Source organism: Psychrobacter sp. UBA3480 (assembly GCF_002377945.1).
Taxonomy (GTDB): domain Bacteria; phylum Pseudomonadota; class Gammaproteobacteria; order Pseudomonadales; family Moraxellaceae; genus Psychrobacter.
The window spans coordinates 38,376-57,884 of record NZ_DFQV01000021.1 but is presented as its reverse complement, the minus strand read 5'-3'; the positions used below and the strand labels follow the sequence as shown (position 1 = coordinate 57,884).

The 19,509-nt window shown below is 43.8% G+C and carries 17 protein-coding genes and 1 pseudogene; 10 read left to right on the top strand and 8 right to left on the bottom strand.

Translation table 11 applies throughout. The features are described from left to right. From B2863_RS09920 to B2863_RS09900, 5 genes are all read right to left on the bottom strand, one after another. The gene (locus B2863_RS09920) at positions 1-1,617 is read right to left on the bottom strand and encodes an exonuclease SbcCD subunit D C-terminal domain-containing protein (RefSeq protein ID WP_296209924.1); all 1,617 of its coding nucleotides are present in this window, start codon (positions 1,615-1,617) and stop codon (positions 1-3) included. Between the two features lie 152 nt (positions 1,618-1,769). Continuing rightward, positions 1,770-3,410, bottom strand: a complete 1,641-nt coding sequence (gene cysG / locus B2863_RS09915) for a siroheme synthase CysG (RefSeq protein WP_296209920.1) — start codon at positions 3,408-3,410, stop codon at positions 1,770-1,772. Between the two features lie 292 nt (positions 3,411-3,702). Further along, positions 3,703-4,341: a phosphoadenosine phosphosulfate reductase family protein gene (locus B2863_RS09910; protein ID WP_296209917.1), complete on the bottom strand. Its 639-nt coding sequence runs from the start codon at positions 4,339-4,341 to the stop codon at positions 3,703-3,705. A gap of 83 nt (positions 4,342-4,424) precedes the next feature. Beyond that, entirely contained in the window at positions 4,425-5,042 is a 618-nt protein-coding gene (locus B2863_RS09905) for a DUF934 domain-containing protein (RefSeq protein WP_296209914.1), read from the bottom strand. Next, entirely contained in the window at positions 5,035-6,726 is a 1,692-nt protein-coding gene (locus tag B2863_RS09900) for a nitrite/sulfite reductase (protein WP_296209912.1), read from the bottom strand. The genes B2863_RS09905 and B2863_RS09900 overlap by 8 nt, the downstream gene beginning before the upstream one ends. A gap of 343 nt (positions 6,727-7,069) precedes the next feature. Between B2863_RS09900 and sat the strand changes: the two genes are divergently transcribed. Then, on the top strand, positions 7,070-8,332 hold the full coding sequence (sat, locus tag B2863_RS09895) for a sulfate adenylyltransferase (RefSeq protein WP_296209910.1): 1,263 nt from the start codon (positions 7,070-7,072) through the stop codon (positions 8,330-8,332). A 134-nt stretch (positions 8,333-8,466) separates the two neighbouring features. Here sat and B2863_RS09890 read toward each other — a convergent pair whose 3' ends face one another. Beyond that, positions 8,467-9,036, bottom strand: coding sequence for a hypothetical protein (locus tag B2863_RS09890; RefSeq protein WP_296209907.1), 570 nt, complete (start codon positions 9,034-9,036; stop codon positions 8,467-8,469). Positions 9,037-9,396: 360 nt separating this feature from the next. Between B2863_RS09890 and B2863_RS09885 the strand changes: the two genes are divergently transcribed. The 5 genes from B2863_RS09885 (at position 9,397) to B2863_RS09865 (ending at position 14,767) form a co-directional block, all read left to right on the top strand. Further along, a complete protein-coding gene (locus B2863_RS09885) occupies positions 9,397-10,524 on the top strand; it encodes a sulfate ABC transporter substrate-binding protein (RefSeq protein ID WP_296209904.1) in 1,128 nt (375 codons plus the stop codon). Between the two features lie 272 nt (positions 10,525-10,796). Next, the gene (locus B2863_RS09880; protein ID WP_102093604.1) at positions 10,797-11,888 is read left to right on the top strand and encodes a sulfate ABC transporter substrate-binding protein; all 1,092 of its coding nucleotides are present in this window, start codon (positions 10,797-10,799) and stop codon (positions 11,886-11,888) included. 223 nt (positions 11,889-12,111) lie between these two features. After that, positions 12,112-12,996 (top strand): sulfate ABC transporter permease subunit CysT, encoded by an 885-nt coding sequence (cysT, locus tag B2863_RS09875; RefSeq protein WP_057760265.1) that lies wholly within the window; start codon positions 12,112-12,114, stop codon positions 12,994-12,996. A 1-nt stretch (position 12,997) separates the two neighbouring features. After that, positions 12,998-13,948, top strand: a complete 951-nt coding sequence (cysW, locus tag B2863_RS09870; RefSeq protein WP_296209898.1) for a sulfate ABC transporter permease subunit CysW — start codon at positions 12,998-13,000, stop codon at positions 13,946-13,948. A gap of 96 nt (positions 13,949-14,044) precedes the next feature. Then, positions 14,045-14,767, top strand: a complete 723-nt coding sequence (locus B2863_RS09865) for a sulfate/molybdate ABC transporter ATP-binding protein (protein ID WP_339343281.1) — start codon at positions 14,045-14,047, stop codon at positions 14,765-14,767. A gap of 175 nt (positions 14,768-14,942) precedes the next feature. Here the strand turns inward: B2863_RS09865 and B2863_RS09860 are convergent, their stop codons facing one another. Next, the gene (locus B2863_RS09860; RefSeq protein WP_296209895.1) at positions 14,943-15,272 is read right to left on the bottom strand and encodes an ArsR/SmtB family transcription factor; all 330 of its coding nucleotides are present in this window, start codon (positions 15,270-15,272) and stop codon (positions 14,943-14,945) included. A gap of 388 nt (positions 15,273-15,660) precedes the next feature. Here B2863_RS09860 and B2863_RS09855 point away from each other — a divergent pair, with 388 nt between their 5' ends. The 3 genes from B2863_RS09855 (at position 15,661) to bfr (B2863_RS09845) (ending at position 17,271) form a co-directional block, all read left to right on the top strand. Further along, a complete protein-coding gene (locus B2863_RS09855; protein WP_101205900.1) occupies positions 15,661-15,852 on the top strand; it encodes a (2Fe-2S)-binding protein in 192 nt (63 codons plus the stop codon). Between the two features lie 382 nt (positions 15,853-16,234). Continuing rightward, on the top strand, positions 16,235-16,723 hold the full coding sequence (bfr, locus tag B2863_RS09850; RefSeq protein ID WP_201607172.1) for a bacterioferritin: 489 nt from the start codon (positions 16,235-16,237) through the stop codon (positions 16,721-16,723). 68 nt (positions 16,724-16,791) lie between these two features. After that, positions 16,792-17,271 carry a bacterioferritin gene (gene bfr / locus B2863_RS09845; RefSeq protein WP_057760255.1) on the top strand — a complete coding sequence of 160 codons (480 nt, stop codon included), beginning with the start codon at positions 16,792-16,794 and terminating at the stop codon, positions 17,269-17,271. A gap of 181 nt (positions 17,272-17,452) precedes the next feature. Here bfr (B2863_RS09845) and B2863_RS09840 read toward each other — a convergent pair whose 3' ends face one another. Next, complete coding sequence (locus B2863_RS09840; protein WP_296209890.1) at positions 17,453-18,829, bottom strand: DHA2 family efflux MFS transporter permease subunit; 1,377 nt, start codon at positions 18,827-18,829, stop codon at positions 17,453-17,455. Between the two features lie 339 nt (positions 18,830-19,168). Between B2863_RS09840 and B2863_RS09835 the strand changes: the two are divergent. After that, a pseudogene (locus tag B2863_RS09835) lies at positions 19,169-19,509 on the top strand (glutathione-dependent disulfide-bond oxidoreductase); the annotation flags it as partial.

Sequence of the window (19,509 nt, the reverse complement as noted above, 5' to 3'; positions counted from 1 at the left end):
TCATTCTGCCTGTTTGTCTTCATGACGTAAGTTATAAAGTATCTGACCATAGGCGTCGCGCAATGAGTCTTTTTGTGAGTCAGGTATGTCATTGAGCGTCAAACAACGCTCAAAAACTTCCATCTCATTTAAGTCCTGCAAGCTCTCTGAGGTCTGCTGCTGATTGAGCACTTTATTATAAGTACGAGTGTTTTTTATCTTAAGCACTTCACATGGCAACCCTTCTACCATTGCTTGCACTTGCTCACGCAAATCACTGACAATCTCATCCCCCGTATAGACAATTTCTAGCCAAATAGAGTCCGATTGCGTAAGCGCTCTAACGGTTTGATCAATCGTGGTTAAGTCACCAGATATTTGCGCCAGTTGTTGGAACTTTGGAATGGGTAGGGACACTACTTGCATCTGATTAGCGTCATCGCGATGCAGTATTTTACTGCTAGTCATAGCATCATTCGAGGTTGGTTGATTGTTTATATCTTGCTCAACAGGAGTATTTTCTATGGCAGTAGATTGTGCCACTGCTTTATCTTCTAATGGCTCATCAAAGCCAAACAAATCATCCATGAAAGGCAGTTCCTGACTCGCCACTTTTTTAGCGGCTTTTTCTGCTAATTTATCTACTGATTTTTTAACTTGGGCGACTTCAATGTCAGCAGCTGTATCGATAGCATGAGGAGTAATATCATCAGGTGCGACGTTTAATCCTAAGATGTCCTTATTGCAACGTTCTGCGGCACCAAACTGTACCAGCAATACTTGCTTTTGTTGTTTGGCCTCTCCAAAGCCCATCGCGATGGGTGAGCCTGAATAGCGAATACTTTCACGACCGCCAACGCGCTGCGGCACGTGCAAATGCCCAAGTGCCACATAATCAAAGCCATCATTGAACATATCGGCGGAGATTTTACCTAGTGAGCCGACATATAGCTCGCGTACACCATCATCTTCGGTTGTTTTGCCACCAGACGCGAATAGATGTCCTGTGGCGACGATAGGAATATATCGCTGATGCGTCGTGATTAAGTCGGCTTGCTTAGCCTTCGCAATATCTGCAACATTGTCATAATGCTCGCAAATACCAGCGATAACATTGGCGTCTTTGCTATCTGCAGACTCGCCAGCGCTACTGCTACGCACATCCCGATCGCGCAAATAGGGCACAGCGGCAATAATACAATGAGGGTTGTTGTCGTCATCACCCAATACCAATACTTCGTCGTCCAAGTCATCACAAGCAGTACCAATTACATGCACATTCAAAAACTTAAGCACATTGCTTGGCGCGTCTAAAAATGTCGGTGAATCGTGATTCCCTGCGACAATTACCACATGCTGACAGCAGGAGCGTGAGACCTTACCCAAAAATTCATAATACAGCGCTTGGGCTTTATTGCTTGGGGTCATGGTATCGAAGATATCACCAGCGACAATCAATATGTCTACTTTTTGCGCGCTGATGGTGTCTTGTAGCCAATGCAGGAATGACTCAAATTCTTCGTAACGAAGACGCCCATACAGACGTCGACCCAAGTGCCAGTCTGAGGTATGCAATATGGTCAAAGGTTTCATTTGCGTGGTTAAAGAAGAAGGCAAGCTAGCATCAGGTATGGGCATAAGTAGACTATAAGTATGAGCAGTAGAAAGTCTTCATTCTAGCAAGAATCGTTGAGATTTGCGCTGTTGCCAAAAGAAAACCCTACCAATAATATACTGGTAGGGCTTTCTTTTTATTTAAAACTAAGCGTTTTGCAGGTTAGCAGTAATCGCTAGTCAACAATCAATTGCTCCAGACCATCTCCTTGCTGCGTTGCAAGATTTGCGACCATCGATAGGGCATGAGCTTGTTGGTCTATCGGTTGTTTTACTGCTTCACCTCTTGATCCTTCACGCAACCAATTTTTAGCGATGTCATCGCTGTTTTGACTGTGCTGCTGATTTTGCAAATTATACCAAGCCAAATCATGATGTAAGCTGACCACGTCGCCCATAATTAGGAGGGCAGGCGTTGGCAATTGTGCTTGCTCTTGTTTGGCAACAATCGTTGCAAGCGTACCTGTCAATACTTGCTGATTGGGCATACTCGCATTAGAGACGATAGCAATGGGTGTCTCGCTACTACGACCAGCGTCAACCAAGCCTTCAGTCAGACGTGCCAGCGAGTGCAGACCCATGTAAAATACGACTGTCTCATCAGTATTTAAGAAGCTTTTAAAGTTACTGTTGGGTGCACCAGCCTTCAAAAATCCCGTCACAAAACGCACTGATTGTGAATGATCACGATGAGTTAGCGGAATGCCTGCATAGCTAGCAGCAGCATTGGCAGCGGTGATGCCTGGTACGACTTGATAAGGTACATTATGTGCTCGTAGGCTCTCTATCTCTTCGCCGCCACGTCCAAAGATAAATGGATCGCCACCTTTTAAGCGCACGACTCGGCGACCTTGTTTGGCATGGTTGACAAGTAGCTCATTGATACCTAATTGCGCAACTGTATGATTGCTGCGTTTTTTACCGACAAATACTTTATCAGCATCACGGCGGCATAAGTCTAAGACCTGCGGTGAGACTAAAGCATCATAAAACACCACGTCTGCTTGCTGCATTAGACGCAAGGCTTTGAAGGTCAACAGCTCTGGATCACCAGGGCCTGCGCCCACAATATAGACTTCACCAACGGCTGGTAAGCTTTTTTCTGACTCATCCGATGTGGCGGTCTTGATGGCATCTGACTCTTTAACCGAGTCTGTATCGTCGCTTTTCTTACTGATAGCAGCGGCAGTGCTATCTAAATCAGCTTGCAGTTGTGCAGTCGCTTCAGTTTCATTACCTGCAAACATGAGCTGACTGACCTGACCTTCAAATGCTCGCTCCCAAAACTGACGACGACCAGTAAGCGTCGGTATCTTGGCTTTTACCTCACTGCGGAATTCACCTGCCAGCTTGGCTAATTTTCCATAGCCTTGCGGAATTAACGTCTCAAGGCGTGCCCGTAATAGACGTGCCAGCACAGGCGCTTTACCATTTGATGAGATACCAATCACGATAGGATTGCGATCGATAATGGCTGGAAAGATAAAGTCACATAAATGCGGCGTATCGACCACATTGACTGGAATGTTTAGCTCAGTCGCATCTGCATGAATTTGGTGATTCAGCGTCTCATCGTCAGTCGCGGCAATGATTACCCGTGCGCCTGACATATAAGCTTTATTATAATTCTCATAGATAAACTTATGCTTATCGTCAGTTAGCAAAGCTTGTAGCTCATGGCTGATATCAGGTGCAAGTATAGTGATACAGGCACCTGCACGGCTGAGCAAATCCGCTTTACGCAGTGCCACTTCGCCGCCGCCCACGATGAGCACTTTACGGTCTTCTAATTTAAAAAATAGCGGGAAGGTGTTCATAATGTCACCATATATTTAATTGTTTATTATAAAAGGTAGAAAAGATATAAGGAATGCCGCCATTATGAGGTATCACAGACACACTCTCATCTAGTGAATTGGCATTAGTATATTCGTTTTTGAGATATTAATTCATATTTTAGCTAATAATAGGAATAGCAGTAAATTTTCGATATAGCTAGAACAGCATAAAAAAATCCCGCTTAATGACTCTATAAGAGCCAAGCGGGATTTTTTTATTGATATAGCTATAGCCATTGTTCAACAAACAATAGCCACAGTCAGCGCCTTACTATAGCTGAGTATGCAAGCCACACTCACGGCTCTCTTCTACTTTAGTCGGATCAAAGTAGTCATGCTCATTAGGCAAGTTATGCTCTTCTAGATATACGTCTAAATCAGCATCTGTTTTTTCAAACAATGGCGCTACTTTTAGCACGCCGTCTTTTGATAAGCTAAGTACGTCAAGACCTTGGCGGAACTCAGTTTGGTCTTTACGAATAGCATTGAACCATACATCTGGCTTTAGCTCATCTAGTGCACGGCGGAATGGCTCAAGTTTAACTTGCTCTGTGAACTCGTCATGCTGTGGGTTATCGATACCTGGGATACCATTCATGGTCGCGTCACGGTGGGCAGCCGTTTGTTTTGGGATATAGGTCACAACATTCAAATCAAGATCACGAATCAATTTGTTAGCAAACTGATAGGTCGCATCGGTGTTGTAGCCTGAGTCTACCCACAATACCGTGATATCAGGACGCTGCTTGGCAACCAAATGCAAAATCGCTGACTCATATGGACGGAAGTTAGTCGTGATAATTGGGTTTTTTGCTTGAGTTAGTGCCCATTCAACGATTTGCTCAGGTGATTTACCTTGCAAGTCTTGGTTGGCTTGGTCAAGATCTAGATTTGGGTGTAGTTGGCTCATAATACGTTCCTTAATTGTTGTTAATATAACAGTGTTGATTAAAAGTATCGGGTATTACTATAAAATTATGGTCAGTACGACAGCTATGCGACCGATGGCTCTGATGATGCAAACATCGGTAAGTCTGAAGCACTTCGACCGTCATAGCTACTGGCAAGCGCTGTAAAGGCTTGCTCAATGCCAAATTTAGAATCAGCTTCTAGGTCATGCTCACTCAATACAAAGCTATCAACGCCCACACGTAACATATAAGCAATTTGATCACGGCCAAACGCGCCAGCAACACGAATCTCACCGGTATAGCCGATTTGGCGCAGGGTACGCGCAAAGCTAAAGTGACGACCATCAGCGAACTTAGGCACATCAATAACAATCAATGCGTGCGTTGATAGTAATTCACTAATGCCCTCTAGTGCATCAGCGTCAGTATCGGCGGTGACCCATAATCCAAGGCGGCTGCTGTGCTGTACGATCAGCTCATAAACTTCTTTGATCAAACCACCAGCCTGCGCGCCTGACTCGTCTAATAAATCAGCGAGCGGCACGATGACGTCCGGCTTCTCTTGTTTTTGTAGTAGCTCAAGCAACGTGATGTTAGTCGATACAATACTCTCTGGCAGTGCATCAGTAGCAAGCACGTGCCAAGTGTCTTGGCTGCTAATATCTACGCCATGACTGTCCAAAATATGATGATTAGCCATAGACCTTCTCCTTAAATGGATCAATACCAACGCGCTCAACCAATTGACCGAAACTCTCGACGTCATTGTCTGTGCTGGCACGTAAGTCCACGTACACATCAACGATTTGCTGTATGGTGTTGGCGACCTCAAGAGCAGGGACGGATTTGCCTAAGATTTTGCCAAGTTTGGCATCATCGCTAGAGTTACCGCCAAGACTGATCTGGTACCAATGCTCACCTTTTTTATCAACACCCAAGATACCGATATCACCTGTATGATGGTGCGCACAGGCATTAATACAGCCAGACATGTTCAGACGAATCTCACCCAAGTCATATAGATAGTCTAGGTCATCGAATTGCTTTTCGATTTGCTCAGCGATGTTGTGGGTGGTCGCATTGGCAAGCGAACAGTAATCCCAACCTGGGCAGACAATCATATCCGTTAGGGTATTAATGTTTGCGCGCGCTAAATGCAATTCTGATAGCTGCTGCCATAACTCATAAAGCTTATTGGTTTGCACATCAGCGAATACTAGATTCTGCTGATAAGTACCACGCAGCTCACCAAAGCTATATTTGTCAGAAAGGTCAGCCAGTGCATCCATCTGTGATTCACTGACATCACCAGATGGTACATATTTGCCATCGACCAAACCTGCTTTGAGAGAAATTACTACGGCACGATAGCCCGCTATTTTGTGCGCTACGGTGTTTTGGTTGTACCAGTTGGCAAAATCTTTATCAGCGTTTAGTTGCTGTTGTAGCTCAGACTGTACTTGTAGTGCGTCGAATGAGACATAGTCAGGCTCACTAAAGAAACCAGTTGCCGTTGCAAAGTTCTCATCAGTCAAAGTAAGTGGACCATCTTTGGTATGAGCTTCCCACTCGGCATTGACCAATTTAGCAAACGCTGGACCGCCCATGCTTTCGACCAAAATTTTGATACGTGATCTGTATTTGCTGCCTTTGTCACGGCGACCATGCAAGTTGTAGACACGCAAGATAGCGTCTAAATAACTCAGCAGATGCTGACGTGGCAAGAACTTATTGATAACTTTACCAAGGACAGGAATACGTCCAAGACCGCCACCAACCAATACTTCAAACCCAATCTCACCGTCATCATTGGTTTTTACATGTAGACCGACATCATGTACTTGGGTTGCCGCACGGTCATCATTGGTGCCAATGACGGCAATCTTAAATTTACGCGGCAAAAAAGCAAACTCAGGGTGGAAGGTTGACCACTGACGGATAATCTCACAATAGGGACGTGGATCAGCGATTTCTTCTTTATGGATACCAGCATATGGATCAGTAGTGGTATTACGGATACAGTTGCCTGAGGTTTGGATGGCATGCATCTGCACTGAGGCTAATTCAGCCAAAATATCTGGCACATCTTCTAGTTTTGGCCAGTTCAGCTGAATATTGGTACGGGTCGTGAAGTGTCCATAGCCTTTATCATACTTGCGAGTAATTTCAGCCAGTTTGCGCAACTGGTAGCTGGCAAGCAAACCGTAAGGAATGGCGATACGCAACATCGGCGCATAACGCTGGATGTACAGGCCGTTTTGCAACCGCAGTGGCAAAAACTGCTCTTCTGGCAGCTCACCTGCCAAAAATCGCTCCGTTTGGTCGCGAAATTGGGCAACTCGTTCCTCTACCAAAGTCTGGTCAGCGTAATTATATTGATACATGACGTAATCTCAGTTTTGTTTTTAATCTTAAAATCAGCGACGAAAATGATTTGCGTGTGTAATAGGTTTTATTGCCGTTCGCAATGTAAATAATTCAGCTATACATCATATAAGCTTGTACCCAGAAACATAAATTCCTTTCAGACATATCCATATCCAAACACAGCATAAATTTTCATAATGAAAGTTAGGTAGCCTATGCGTAACAAATTTAATGCCCAATCGTTAGTACGCTACTTATTATCTAGCGACGGCTTTCTTCTCAGTTTTGTACATTTAATCGCTTTTGCATTTTTGCTCATCTCTTCCAACCATTCTTTTTATAAGAGGTTTTAATAACTATATGTCTCAAACTCAAAGCCCAACCCAATCCCAATTCAAATCAAAGCTGGTTCCTCCACACGGTAGTGCAGAGCTTAAACCACTGTTGTTAGAAGGCGAAGCACGTGATCAAGCATTAGAGCTTGCCAGCACATTGCCGACCATCACTCTAAGCTCACGTGAGCGCGGTGATTTAATCATGTTCGGTATCGGCGGTTTCACTCCGTTAAATGGCTTTATGAATCAAGCGGACTGGCAGGGCGTAGTAGACAACATGCGCTTGCAAAGCGGTGAAAACGCTGGCTTGTTTTGGCCAATTCCTATCACTTTGTCTGCGCCAAAAGAAACTGCGGATAGTTTGAGCCAAGGTGACAAAGTAGCATTGGTCGCTCAAGATGGCGAAGTCATGGGTATCTTGACGGTAGAAGAAACCTACACCATCGATAAAGAGCATGAGTGCCAGCAAGTATTTACGACTACCGATTCAGAGCATCCAGGCGTACAACAAGTATTGAACCAAGAAGCTGTCAATATTGCCGGTAGTGTTGAAGTATTGAGTGAAGGCGAGTTTCCAACATTATATCCAGAAATCTACAAAACGCCAGCAGAAACGCGTGCAATTTTGGATGCTAAAGGCTGGAAAACAGTGGCTGCATTCCAAACGCGTAATCCAATGCACCGTTCACATGAGTATCTGGCTAAGATTGCGATTGAGATCTGTGATGGTGTGTTGATTCATTCATTATTAGGCGCATTGAAACCTGGCGACATCCCTGCAGAAGTTCGTCAAGAAGCCATCAAGACCTTGATCGATAACTACTTTAGACAAGATACCGTGATCCAAGCAGGCTATCCGTTGGATATGCGCTATGCTGGCCCACGTGAGGCATTATTACATGCGCTATTCCGTCAAAACTATGGCTGTAGCCATCTGATTGTTGGTCGTGATCATGCGGGTGTTGGCGATTACTATGGTGCGTTTGATGCGCAAACGATTTTTGAGCACGTTGGTAAAGACGACCTTATCACCCAACCGCTCAAAATTGGCTGGACGTTCTGGTGTAACGCTTGTAATGCGATGGCCTCTGATAAGACTTGCCCGCATGACGCCTCTGAGCACGTTAAAGTGTCAGGCACTAAGCTGCGTAAAGCACTATCAGAAGACGAAGATGTACCAGAAAACTTTAGCCGTCCAGAAGTACTACAGATTTTGCGTGACTACTATGCTGGTATCGCAAAAGAAGAGCGTGCTGAGGTTAAATTAACGGGTGCATCTGCTGTATAAAGACTGATCATCAGTATAAAAAACTCGTACTAAACCAGTCGTAAAAAAGGTGTCAGACTTATGGTCTGGCACCTTTTTTTTTATCACCATTTTTAAAATGAAAAGCACGTCCTAACACATACTAGCGCTGTCCATTAAATCTCTAAACCTGCTGCCAGCTTTTTATATTCTCCAGCAAGAGAGCCACCACCTGAGCAAAAATAGTTCAATGCATATTTATCTGGGCTGTCGATGATGAGCTTGTCGTCCTTAAATTGGAAAAAAGCAGTGCTACCATTTACCTTTGCCTGGAAAATCGTACCGTGTGCGGTATCTTGCCCCATGAGTGTCGCCTTACCATCGAAATGACAAGTAGGTTTTTTAATATCGCTGCGTGAACGAACTTTAATGTCAATCTGATCACCATCTGCTCGTACCATCACGCCAACCCAATCATAGCCTTGTGCTCGTTTGTCATAGTCGGCAGTAGCGTAATCCGCTGAAACCTTGTTTGTTGAAAATTTGTCTGCTGAGACATTGTCACCCAAATCATTATTTTGAATAGCTGGCAAAGTAGATGTTGTACTGGCAACTGATTTAACCGTGCTGTGGCTATCGCTATACATAGTGGGCGACACGCTATTACAGCCTGTTAAAGCAGCTAGGGTAGAGGTCAATATTATCAGCCCTACAATAGAACGAAATTGATAGTATGAAGTATTCATATAAGGGCCTTTGGTCAAGTAGGAGGGTAAGGTTTGCATAGTAGCGAGATGATAAAAGTATCATTGATACAACAAGCTTTATGGCGTACAAATAATGGTACAGCCTACCCAAATCATAGTCTACTTAATAAACCTGCCAGCAACTACTCAACCCATTTTATTCTTAATAGTGCAAAACGATTGCTCCTATCACTTATGCCAACTTCACTAGTCGATAAGCTAATTCGTCACTAAGCGTTTGCTATTTATGCTGCTAGCATAGCTTGCATCATCCCGACAACCGAACTCAAAAGATTGTAGGCTCTGTGATGATGGTCAAGATTTTGACAAAACGCTTCTAATACTTTTATCGAGAGCATCATGCAAAAAAAATTCCAACAAATCAGCATTGTTAGCATTCAATCAACTAATAATAAGCCTGTAAAAGCGCGTGTACTTGCCACCAGCGGCATGCTCGCAGCAGCGATGATAATGACAGGCTGCAGTCCAACAGAAGCGACGCAAGATGACGCAGAAAATAGTGCCAGTGGCAAGACGCAAGACGTCAATCTACTCAACGTTTCCTATGATGTGTCTCGCGATTTTTACAAAGACTACAACACTTTATTCAGTACCGACTACCAGAAGACTCACCCAAATAGCAAAGTAAATATCAATCAGTCACATGGCGGCTCTAGTAAGCAGGCGCTCTCTGTCGCCAACGGTTTGCAAGCGGATGTGGTGACCTTTAACCAAGAGAGCGACATGAATCTATTGGTGGAAAAAGGCTTGGTCGCTGCTGACTGGCAGCAAGCACTACCAAATAATGCCGTGCCGTACACCAGCACCATGGTATTACTGGTTCGCGCTGGTAATCCAAAAAATATCAAAGACTGGTCAGATTTGGCCCGTAATGATATCGATGTGGTCATCCCGAACCCGAAAACCAGTGGTACAGCGCGTTATGCCTTTTTGGGTGCCTATGGTTATGGCTTGCACCAATTCAAAGAAAGCAGTAATGAAAACCCTGTAAAAACCAATGATTTTATCAAGAAGTTGCTGGCAAACGTGGTCACTTATGACAATGGCGCACGCGCTGCAACGACCAGCTTTACTCAGCGTGGCCTAGGTGATGTGCTGATCACAACCGAAAACGAAGCACATTTAACTGCCCAACAATTTGCAAAGGGTAACGTTGACATCGTATACCCGAGCTATTCGATTACGATTGCCAACCCAGTAGCAGTCGTAACGGCAGTGACTGAGAAATCTGGTAAGACGGAAGCGGCTGGTACTTATCTAAAAGGCTTATGGGATAAGCCTGCCCAAGAGCTGATGGCAAAAATGTATATGCGTCCAAGTGATGAGCAGATTCTAGCTGCTCACAAAGATACTTTGCCTGATATTGAAACGTTTGAACCTGTGGCTGTGTTTGGCTCATGGGCAGAGATTATGAATGCTTTCTTTGTAGATGGTGGCCGTTTTGATCAGCTGGCAAGTACTAAGTAGTGTTTAATTCTTAATTTATATAACTAACTATCTATCTTAGCTGCTTTCAATGAAACGCGGACAAGATAGATAGGGCACATGCCAGTACTAAAACCATCAATAAACAAACAGTCAGTTATACATATAGATTCTTTTAACAACTTATTGATATGTTTAGCTTTGTTTACTGGTTATTCCCTTTTGGCAATAACATACGCATATTCATCATTAAACATAATAAGATGGCGCTGTTAGCATACTTGCATTACACAACAGACATCTTTGAGGTATTTATGACAGACGTAGCTCGTTATCAACAGAAAAGCAAAACTCTTAGTGCCCTGAGTATTGCTGGTGTTGCTTTGACATTGGGTCTAGCTGGCTGTAGCAACAGTGAGACTACTGAGGCCGCAGCTGATGGTTCAGCGACGACAGAAGGGCAAAATATCGAGCTACTTAATGTCTCATACGATGTGGCACGTGACTTCTATAAAGACTACAACCCATTGTTTGTTGAGCACTACAAAGCTGAAAACCCAGACAGCAATATCCTAATCAAACAGTCACATGGCGGCTCAAGTAAGCAAGCACTGTCTGTTGCCAACGGTCTACAAGCCGATGTTGCCACCATGAACCAAGGCTCTGATATTGAGCTGCTTGAGAAAAAAGGCTTGGTTGAGTCAGATTGGGAAAGTAAATTCCCAGACAACGCGGTTCCGTTTACTAGTACGATCGTATTTTTGGTACGTAAAGACAATCCAAAAAATATCAAAGACTGGGAAGATTTGACCAAAGACGGTGTTGAGATTGTCATGGCCAATCCAAAAGTGACAGGTAACGGTCGTTACGCGTTCTTAGGTGCATACGGTTATGGTCTACATGCTTTTAATAAAGATGAAACAAAAGCTAAAGGCTACGTAAAAGACATGCTAAAAAATGTCAAAGTCTATGAGAACGGCGGACGTGCCGCGACAACGACTTTCGTACAGCGCGGTATTGGTGATGTATTGGTCACGTTTGAAAACGAAGCCAACCTTGCAGCGACTGATTTTGGTGCTGGTCAAGTAGACATCGTTTATCCAAAATACTCGATCAAGTCAGAAAGCCCTGTGGCAGTTGTGAAGACGGTAACAGATAAAAAAGGCACTACAGACGCTGCCAAAGCGTATCTTGATTACTTATGGAGTGAGCCTGCTCAGCAGCTAGCGGCCAATCTATATCTACGTCCTAGCGTTAAGAGCGTGCTTGACAAAAACGGTGACAAATTACCGCCAGTTGAGACTTTCCGCCCGAACGATGCCTTTGGCACATGGGATGAGATCATGAGCACTTACTTCAGTGATGGTGGTGTATTTGACCAATTGGCAATTAATGCGCCTCAGTAATCGCGAGCTAAGTAGTTAGAGCAGCTACTGCGTTAAACACTGAAACGGATTAACTCAGTTAATCGTGCAGTCAGTCATGAAGCACCCCATAAAGGACATGGTCGTACGCACTATGTCCTTTATATCATAAGCCGACCAATAATAATTTTGATAACAATGGTAATAATGGTCTTACAGTGAGCACCCTCGCTAAGTACCATCAGTTAGGCAATAGGACATCACTATGAGTGCAACATCTTCTTCTGCCAGTAAGCCCGGCAACAAAAAAGGTTGGCTGACCCGTTTGCGTCAGCGCAATGTGCTACCCGGCTTCGGTCTGAGCATGGGTATTACTGTCTTTAGCTTGTCGTTATTGGTGGTATTACCGTTTGCCATGATGGCTTATACCACGACGCAGATGGGTTGGACGGGCTTTTGGGAAACCATTACTCAGCCACAAGTCACTGCCGCTATCAAGCTGAGCTTATGGATGTCTTTTTTGGCGATGCTGACCAATATGGTATTTGGCACACTAGTCGCATGGGTGCTTGTCCGCTATGAGTTTTGGGGTAAGTCACTGATTAATGCCTTGGTGGATTTGCCATTTGCACTACCAACGGCCGTTACAGGTATCTCGCTTGCCACTTTGTATGCGCCTAATGGCTTGATCGGTCAATGGTTTGCAAAGTTCGATATTCAAGTCGCTTTTACGCCGATAGGTATTTGGCTAGCACTAGTTGTGGTGAGCTTCCCCTTTATTGTCCGCGCGGTGCAGCCAGTACTCGCTGAGCTGTCCGTTGAGTTTGAAGAAGCGGCTGCGGTATTGGGCGCTAATCGTCTGACGACTTTTCGTAAAGTGATTTTGCCAGAACTATTGCCAGCCTTGCTGATGGGTGCAGGTATGATGTTTGCTCGTGCCACTGGCGAGTATGGCTCAGTTATCTTTATCGCGGGTAATATTCCGATGCAGTCTGAGATTTTGCCGCTTATCATTATCAGTAAACTTGAGCAGTTTGATATTCAAGGTGCTTCTGCGGTTGCACTATTTATGCTACTCATATCATTTGTCATCTTGCTGACCATTAATATCATGCAGTGGAAACTGTCGCGCCGTGTAGGAGCTCGCTAATATGCAAATATCTAATAGCTACGACTACCAAAGCAACGCTGCGACCAAAGATACCCCATGGATACGTCGTACCTTTATTGCCATTGCGGTGTTATTCATGGTTGTCATGTTGGTCATTCCATTACTGGCTGTGTTTTATGAAGCCTTTAAAAATGGTTGGCAGTTGTATATTGCTTCATTAGTAGACCCTGAAGCTTTGCAAGCCATCAAGCTGACGCTTATTACGGCAGGCATTGTTTTACCGATTAATATGGTAATGGGCATTGCGATTGCATGGTTGGTCACGCGCTATCAGTTTAAAGGTAAGCAGTTGGTCACCACTTTGCTAGATTTGCCATTTTCGGTATCGCCAGTGGTTGCAGGTTTGATGTTTGTGCTGCTGTTTGGACTGAACTCTACTATCGGCGGCTGGCTTGAGAGTATGGGTTTTCAGGTCATATATGCAGTACCTGGTATCATTTTGGCGACGTTGTTTGTGACCTTTCCGTTTGTTGCACGTGAGCTGATCCCATTGATGCAGACTCAAGGCGACTCTGAAGAGCAAGCAGCGCTAACATTAGGTGCGACTGGTTGGCAGACATTTTGGCATGTGACATTGCCTAATATCAAATGGGCGCTGCTATATGGTTTGATTCTGACCAATGCCCGCGCGATGGGTGAGTTTGGTGCGGTCAGCGTGGTATCTGGTCACATTCGCGGCGAGACCAACACCATGCCGCTATTGGTTGAGATTGCCTATAACGATTATAACTTTACCGCTGCGTTTGCCTTATCGAGCATATTGGCTGCACTTGCCTTAGTGACGCTACTGATTCAGCAAGTCATGACTAAGATACAAGAGCGTAAATTTGCTAAATCTGAGCGGCTTGCCAGCGCACCTGAGCTGCCAGTAAGTGCTAACGCCACTGCCGTCACTGAATCGACGAGTGCGGACAGTACTGGCAAGGTATAACTGCCATTATCTGATAAATGATGTTAATACTATTGATGCAGTCGCTACTCAGCTACTTGCCACGATACGACAAAAGATATAATAAGAGATACGATTATGAGCATTGAGATTCGCAACGTTAATAAAAAATTCGGCAATTTTACCGCTTTAGATAATATCAATATCACGGTGCCGACTGGCAAGCTGACGACGTTACTAGGTCCATCAGGCTGCGGTAAGACCACTTTGCTACGTATTATCGCGGGTCTAGAATATGCCGACTCTGGACAGGTATTGTTCGATGAGCTAGATGTGACTAATACCCCAGTTCAAAAGCGCCATATTGGTTTTATGTTTCAGCATTATGCCTTGTTTCGCCATAAGAACATCGCGGACAATGTGGCGTTTGGATTGACCTTGTTGCCAAAAAACGAACGCCCGAGCAAAGCTGATATCAATAAGCGTGTGGCAGAGCTCTTATACCTCGTACAGCTACCACAAGTTGCCAATGCTTATCCGCATCAGCTATCAGGTGGTCAGCGCCAGCGCATTGCATTAGCACGTGCACTTGCTGTCAAACCGAAGCTGTTGCTGCTAGATGAGCCGTTTGGTGCACTAGATGCCAAAGTCCGTAAAGAGCTGCGCACATGGCTAAAAAACATCCACCACGAGCTTGGTATCACCAGTATCATGGTAACGCATGACCAAGAAGAAGCCCGTGCGGTATCAGATGAGATCGTCGTGATGAATCAGGGCCGAGTAGAGCAGGTGGGCACGTCAGAGGAGCTGATACACCAGCCAGCCAACGCCTTTATCAGCGATTTCTTAGATCTTGTATAATTATTTGACCTAGCGTAATTTAGGTCGAATTATCAATAGTTGAGCAAAAAAAAGACCTACGAAAGTAGGTCTTTTTTGGTCTGGCGCATTGCCGCAGATTTATGGTCTTAAACGCTCTTTATAAAGTGCAGTCAAAGAACTAAAAATCTAAGCGGACACAAGCGGACAATAGCATCTAAGCAAGATCCGATATATCTCTACTAGTTCCTCTAGGAGTGATTTGCTCGTAGGTGATGTCTAAAATATCTTGACACCAATCTGGTAAATCATCAGCGACCTCATACCACATCCAAGTACCATCACGTACACAGCTCAAAATACCCAGTTTTTTCAAATGGTTTAGGTGGCGTGATATTGTTGGTTGTGGCTGGTCAAGCATATCTACCAAATCACCCACGCAACGTGCTTCTTCTTTGAAAAGAATTTGAAATATTTTTAGACGTGTCGGATCAGATAGGACTTTGAATAAATCGATAGGTCGTATCGTAAAGTTATTATCAGACATAGGTGAATTCCAATGGGCTTTGTTAATAGGGGTTCAATATAACAGCAGTTATCTACAAAATCGATTAAAAAATAAGCAAATTTACAGTTCATCGTCAATTCACTACCTTTGACAATATTCGGTTACACGCACACTTATATCCACTTACATAAATGAACTGCCTGTAATACAAGGATACTGTCTCAACGAATAAATATATCGAATGTGATTGAAAATGATAATAATTATCGTTATTATACTGCAAGCGATAAACGTGATTTTAACGACTAAGTTTTCATTGCTAGAAAACAGTAAATTATCCGTTTATCAATGACACTTATCACAAAAGTTTTTATATAAGTGTCGTATGCCGTCATTATCGAATAGTGGTATTCCGAGGAGCCAATCCATGTACGTATGTATCTGCAACAACGTAAAAGAAAAGCAAATCAAAGCAGCTATTGCTGCAGGTGTTGATACGCTCGATGGTCTAAAAGATACGCTCGATGTAGCAACGTGCTGTGGCTGTTGTGAGCCGATGGTTAATGACTACCTAGATGAACACCATGCAAAACTCGATAATCTAGCGTACGCCGTTTAAACACTGTTAATCACACATTCTCATTATCTAGTGCAATAAGACCTAACACGATAAATTATATTCAGTATTTTGCATCTAACTCTATTTATTATACATAAGGAGCAGGGTGCAAGCGTCCGTATAACCTCAGTCATACACCAACACGAACTATATTAAATAGTCTCATGCCAGTTGTAGCTAATTATGATTCTCAATTAGCATCTTATTCTTAGTTCATAACGTTACACCCTATACTGCGCCTGTATGCTACTATATTTACCTGAGATTAGAAGCCATTTTATTGATTTTGATTTTTACTGATCAGTTTGCCAATTATGCTATCCTTATATAATAAATTGTGGATGTATGGTGATCGGTAAAAATAAATAGGGGAGTACGCGTTATGATAGGTAGCCAGAAAGTCATTGATTATTTGAATTTCTTACTAGGTGGTGAGCTTGCCGCCCGTGACCAATATTTTATCCATTCAGAGATGTATGCTGAGTGGCACTATGGCAAGTTATACGACCGTATCCATCATGAAATGGAAGACGAAACGCTACACGCACAGAATATCATTCGCCGTATCTTGATGTTGAGTGGCACACCAAAGATGTCTGTCGACGCTATTCATATCGGTGCGACTGTCCCTGAGATGTTGCAGTTTGACCTAGATTTAGAGTATCAAGTACAAAAGCATCTAAAAGAAGGTATCGCACTTTGCGAAGCAGAGCATGACTATGTCACGCGTGAGATGCTGGTTGAGCAGTTGAAAGACACCGAAGAAGATCATGCGCATTGGCTTGAGCAGCAGCTCCGTCTCATCGACATGATTGGTCTACCGAATTACCTACAAAGCCAAGTGGCTGAAGTCACTCCTAATATTGTCTGATATCATCCTACGTATGACTAGCATTCACAGTATTCAGCATAAATAATAGAGATTAAGGGAGAAAGGTAATGACAGGGGATAAAGAAGTTATTCGCGCGTTAAACAAAGTACTTGGGCAGTCATTGATTGCCATCAACCAGTATTTTTTGCATGCACGTATTGCACGTCATTGGGGGCTAGAAGCGCTTAATGACTCATTATATAAGCAATCTATTGCTGAGATGAAATGGTCAGACGACCTAATCGCTCGTATTTTATTGTTAGGCGGTTTGCCAAACTTGCAGGAACTGGGCAAGGTATTGGTCGGTGAAGATGTACCAGAAATCATTGAGTGCAACCTACGCCTTGAGAGACAAAAGTTCGATATTATTACTGACGCCGTCACCTTATGTGAGACAAAGTCAGACTATGTCTCTCGCCAGCTATTAGTCACGCTAAAAGATGGCAATGAAGAGTATGAAGACTGGTTAGAGACGCAGCAGGACTTGATTGAAAGTATTGGTGTAGAGCGCTACATCCAATCACAAATGAGTGATGATGACGCATAATAGTATTAACTATTGATGTAAGTCATAATAAAAAGCCAGTATGAGATTGATAATTCAATTCCATACTGGCTTTTTTCTGTCTATAGATAAGACATTTCTAACATCTTGGCTATACAGAATAGAGACGTGTCGTATGTAAAATCTCACTCAATAGAAAGCTTATCTCGATTGAAGACACACCCTAGTATAAACCGCGGCCATCCTCAGGTTTTAGACGTAAGAAATATAGCCCCGAGAGAATGGTCAAAATACCCAGTATCCAATAAGTGGTTTGGAACGCTACTAACGTATCCATCTGTAGACGCTCACGTAATAGATTCAACACAGCAGCACCGAACGCAATACCAAAGCTAATCGCCAACTGCTGATTGACCGCCATTAAGCTATTACCGCTACTAGTCTGTGTGCCCTGTAAATCGCCAATAGTAATCGTATTCATCGCACTGAACTGCATGGAGTTACAGGCACCCATGATGGTCAGGATGGGTATAAACCATAGCCACTGCGAGGCATCATTAAACTGCGCTAGCACAATGATAAGCGAACCCATAAACAAGGTATTATAGACCAGTACTTTACGGTAGCTAAACCGCTGAATAATTTTGCTAACCCAAGGTTTGATACCTATAGCACCCACTGCAATCGGGGCAAGTAGCCAACCTGCCTGCGAAGGTGAGTACTCAAACACCACTTGGAGTAACAAGGGCAGCAAAAATGGCACGGCACTGATACCAAGCCGCGTAAACAAGTTGCCTGTAATACCAATTCGAAAGGTGCGAATATCAAACAAGCTGAGTGGAAACAGGGGAGCTGCTCGCCGTTTGGCATGCCAGACATACGCGCTTATCAATAGACTTGCGCCCAACCCAAGCAACAACCCATAAAGCCCGCGCCCCGTTTGTGAGCCAAACTCTACCGCAAGGGTAAACCCGCAAGCTGCTGCTGCAAATAATGCAAATCCAGTCCAATCCAAACGCTTGGTATCCTCAAATAGCGCTGGGACCAGTTTTTTGCCCATAATAAAACCTGCCACACCCATCGGTATATTGATCAAAAATATCCAATGCCAGCTAGCATATTGCACGATATAGCCGCCTAATACTGGACCGACTAGCGGTGCAACCAACGCTGGTATCACAGCGAAATTCATCACAGTGAGCAGCTTATTGCGCGGATAAGACTTAACCAATATCAAGCGAGCGACAGGCGTCATCATGGCACCGCCGATACCCTGTACCACACGTGAAGCAACCAAAAAATCTAGCGTTTGCGACGCCGCACACAGTAATGAGCCAACACAAAAAATAATGACCGCTGATAAAAATACGCGGCGTGTGCCATATTTATCCGCTAAAAAACCACTGATAGGGATAAAAATCGCCAAGGTTAATGCATAGCTGATGACAGCCCACTGCATCTTTAGTGGTGACTCACCGAGTGCCTGCGCCATTTGTGGCAACGAGGTGTTCAAAATAGTAGCGTCTAAAATTTGCATAAATAGCGCTACCGCTAGTACATAAGGCAGGTATTTATCTTGAGTCGGGGTGAGCGTTACCATGTGAGTCCCATTGAACGTCTCGTTATGAAGTAAGAAAATAGCGGATTTGCGAACAGATCACTATGCAAGCTGAGTAGTATAAGAAAGCTTAACTCATAATAAAAGTGACTCAAAGTAACTGATATAAGATAACTTATATAAGAGCAACGATGCGAAGGATTGCTAAAAAGGAAAAGAGGCGAAACAAGACAAGAAATTCGATGCGTGCTAATAGCTCGTCTCTTTTTACTTTAGCAGTAGAAACACAACATTGATTACAAGAGAGGACTTTAATATCGTTACGAGTTCTCGTTATAGTAAACCTTCGCGGCAGTCATAAATACAAACCGAGGATAAATTATGAGTCAAGATAATAATAAATACGTACCACCAAAAGTTTGGACGCAAGATAAAGACAACGGCGGCAAGTTTGCTAGTATTAATAGTCCAACGTCTGGAGCTCGCTATGATAAAGAGCTGCCCGTTGGTGATGCCCCGTTACAGCTGTATTCGTTAAATACACCAAATGGTGTCAAGGTAAACATACTATTAGAAGAGCTGGCAGAGCTTGGTATTGATGGGGCAGCATATGATGCCTACAAAATCGATATTTCTAAAGGCGAGCAGTTTGGCTCAGGGTTTGTAGAGATAAACCCCAATTCAAAGATTCCAGCCTTGGTCGATCATTCTACTGATACAGC

What these genes read in the sequence shown, in the direction of transcription:
- bfr (WP_057760255.1), top strand. Translation starts at nt 16,792, where the DNA reads ATGACAGGGGATAAAGAAGTTATTCGCGCGTTAAACAAAGTACTTGGG.
- bfr (WP_201607172.1), top strand. Translation starts at nt 16,235, where the DNA reads ATGATAGGTAGCCAGAAAGTCATTGATTATTTGAATTTCTTACTAGGT.
- B2863_RS09885 (WP_296209904.1), top strand. Translation starts at nt 9,397, where the DNA reads ATGCAAAAAAAATTCCAACAAATCAGCATTGTTAGCATTCAATCAACT.
- cysW (WP_296209898.1), top strand. Translation starts at nt 12,998, where the DNA reads ATGCAAATATCTAATAGCTACGACTACCAAAGCAACGCTGCGACCAAA.
- B2863_RS09890 (WP_296209907.1), bottom strand. Translation starts at nt 9,036, where the DNA reads ATGAATACTTCATACTATCAATTTCGTTCTATTGTAGGGCTGATAATA.
- B2863_RS09880 (WP_102093604.1), top strand. Translation starts at nt 10,797, where the DNA reads ATGACAGACGTAGCTCGTTATCAACAGAAAAGCAAAACTCTTAGTGCC.
- B2863_RS09910 (WP_296209917.1), bottom strand. Translation starts at nt 4,341, where the DNA reads ATGAGCCAACTACACCCAAATCTAGATCTTGACCAAGCCAACCAAGAC.
- B2863_RS09855 (WP_101205900.1), top strand. Translation starts at nt 15,661, where the DNA reads ATGTACGTATGTATCTGCAACAACGTAAAAGAAAAGCAAATCAAAGCA.
- B2863_RS09865 (WP_339343281.1), top strand. Translation starts at nt 14,045, where the DNA reads ATGAGCATTGAGATTCGCAACGTTAATAAAAAATTCGGCAATTTTACC.
- B2863_RS09905 (WP_296209914.1), bottom strand. Translation starts at nt 5,042, where the DNA reads ATGGCTAATCATCATATTTTGGACAGTCATGGCGTAGATATTAGCAGC.
- cysT (WP_057760265.1), top strand. Translation starts at nt 12,112, where the DNA reads ATGAGTGCAACATCTTCTTCTGCCAGTAAGCCCGGCAACAAAAAAGGT.
- cysG (WP_296209920.1), bottom strand. Translation starts at nt 3,410, where the DNA reads ATGAACACCTTCCCGCTATTTTTTAAATTAGAAGACCGTAAAGTGCTC.
- sat (WP_296209910.1), top strand. Translation starts at nt 7,070, where the DNA reads ATGTCTCAAACTCAAAGCCCAACCCAATCCCAATTCAAATCAAAGCTG.
- B2863_RS09920 (WP_296209924.1), bottom strand. Translation starts at nt 1,617, where the DNA reads ATGCCCATACCTGATGCTAGCTTGCCTTCTTCTTTAACCACGCAAATG.
- B2863_RS09840 (WP_296209890.1), bottom strand. Translation starts at nt 18,829, where the DNA reads ATGGTAACGCTCACCCCGACTCAAGATAAATACCTGCCTTATGTACTA.
- B2863_RS09900 (WP_296209912.1), bottom strand. Translation starts at nt 6,726, where the DNA reads ATGTATCAATATAATTACGCTGACCAGACTTTGGTAGAGGAACGAGTT.
- B2863_RS09860 (WP_296209895.1), bottom strand. Translation starts at nt 15,272, where the DNA reads ATGTCTGATAATAACTTTACGATACGACCTATCGATTTATTCAAAGTC.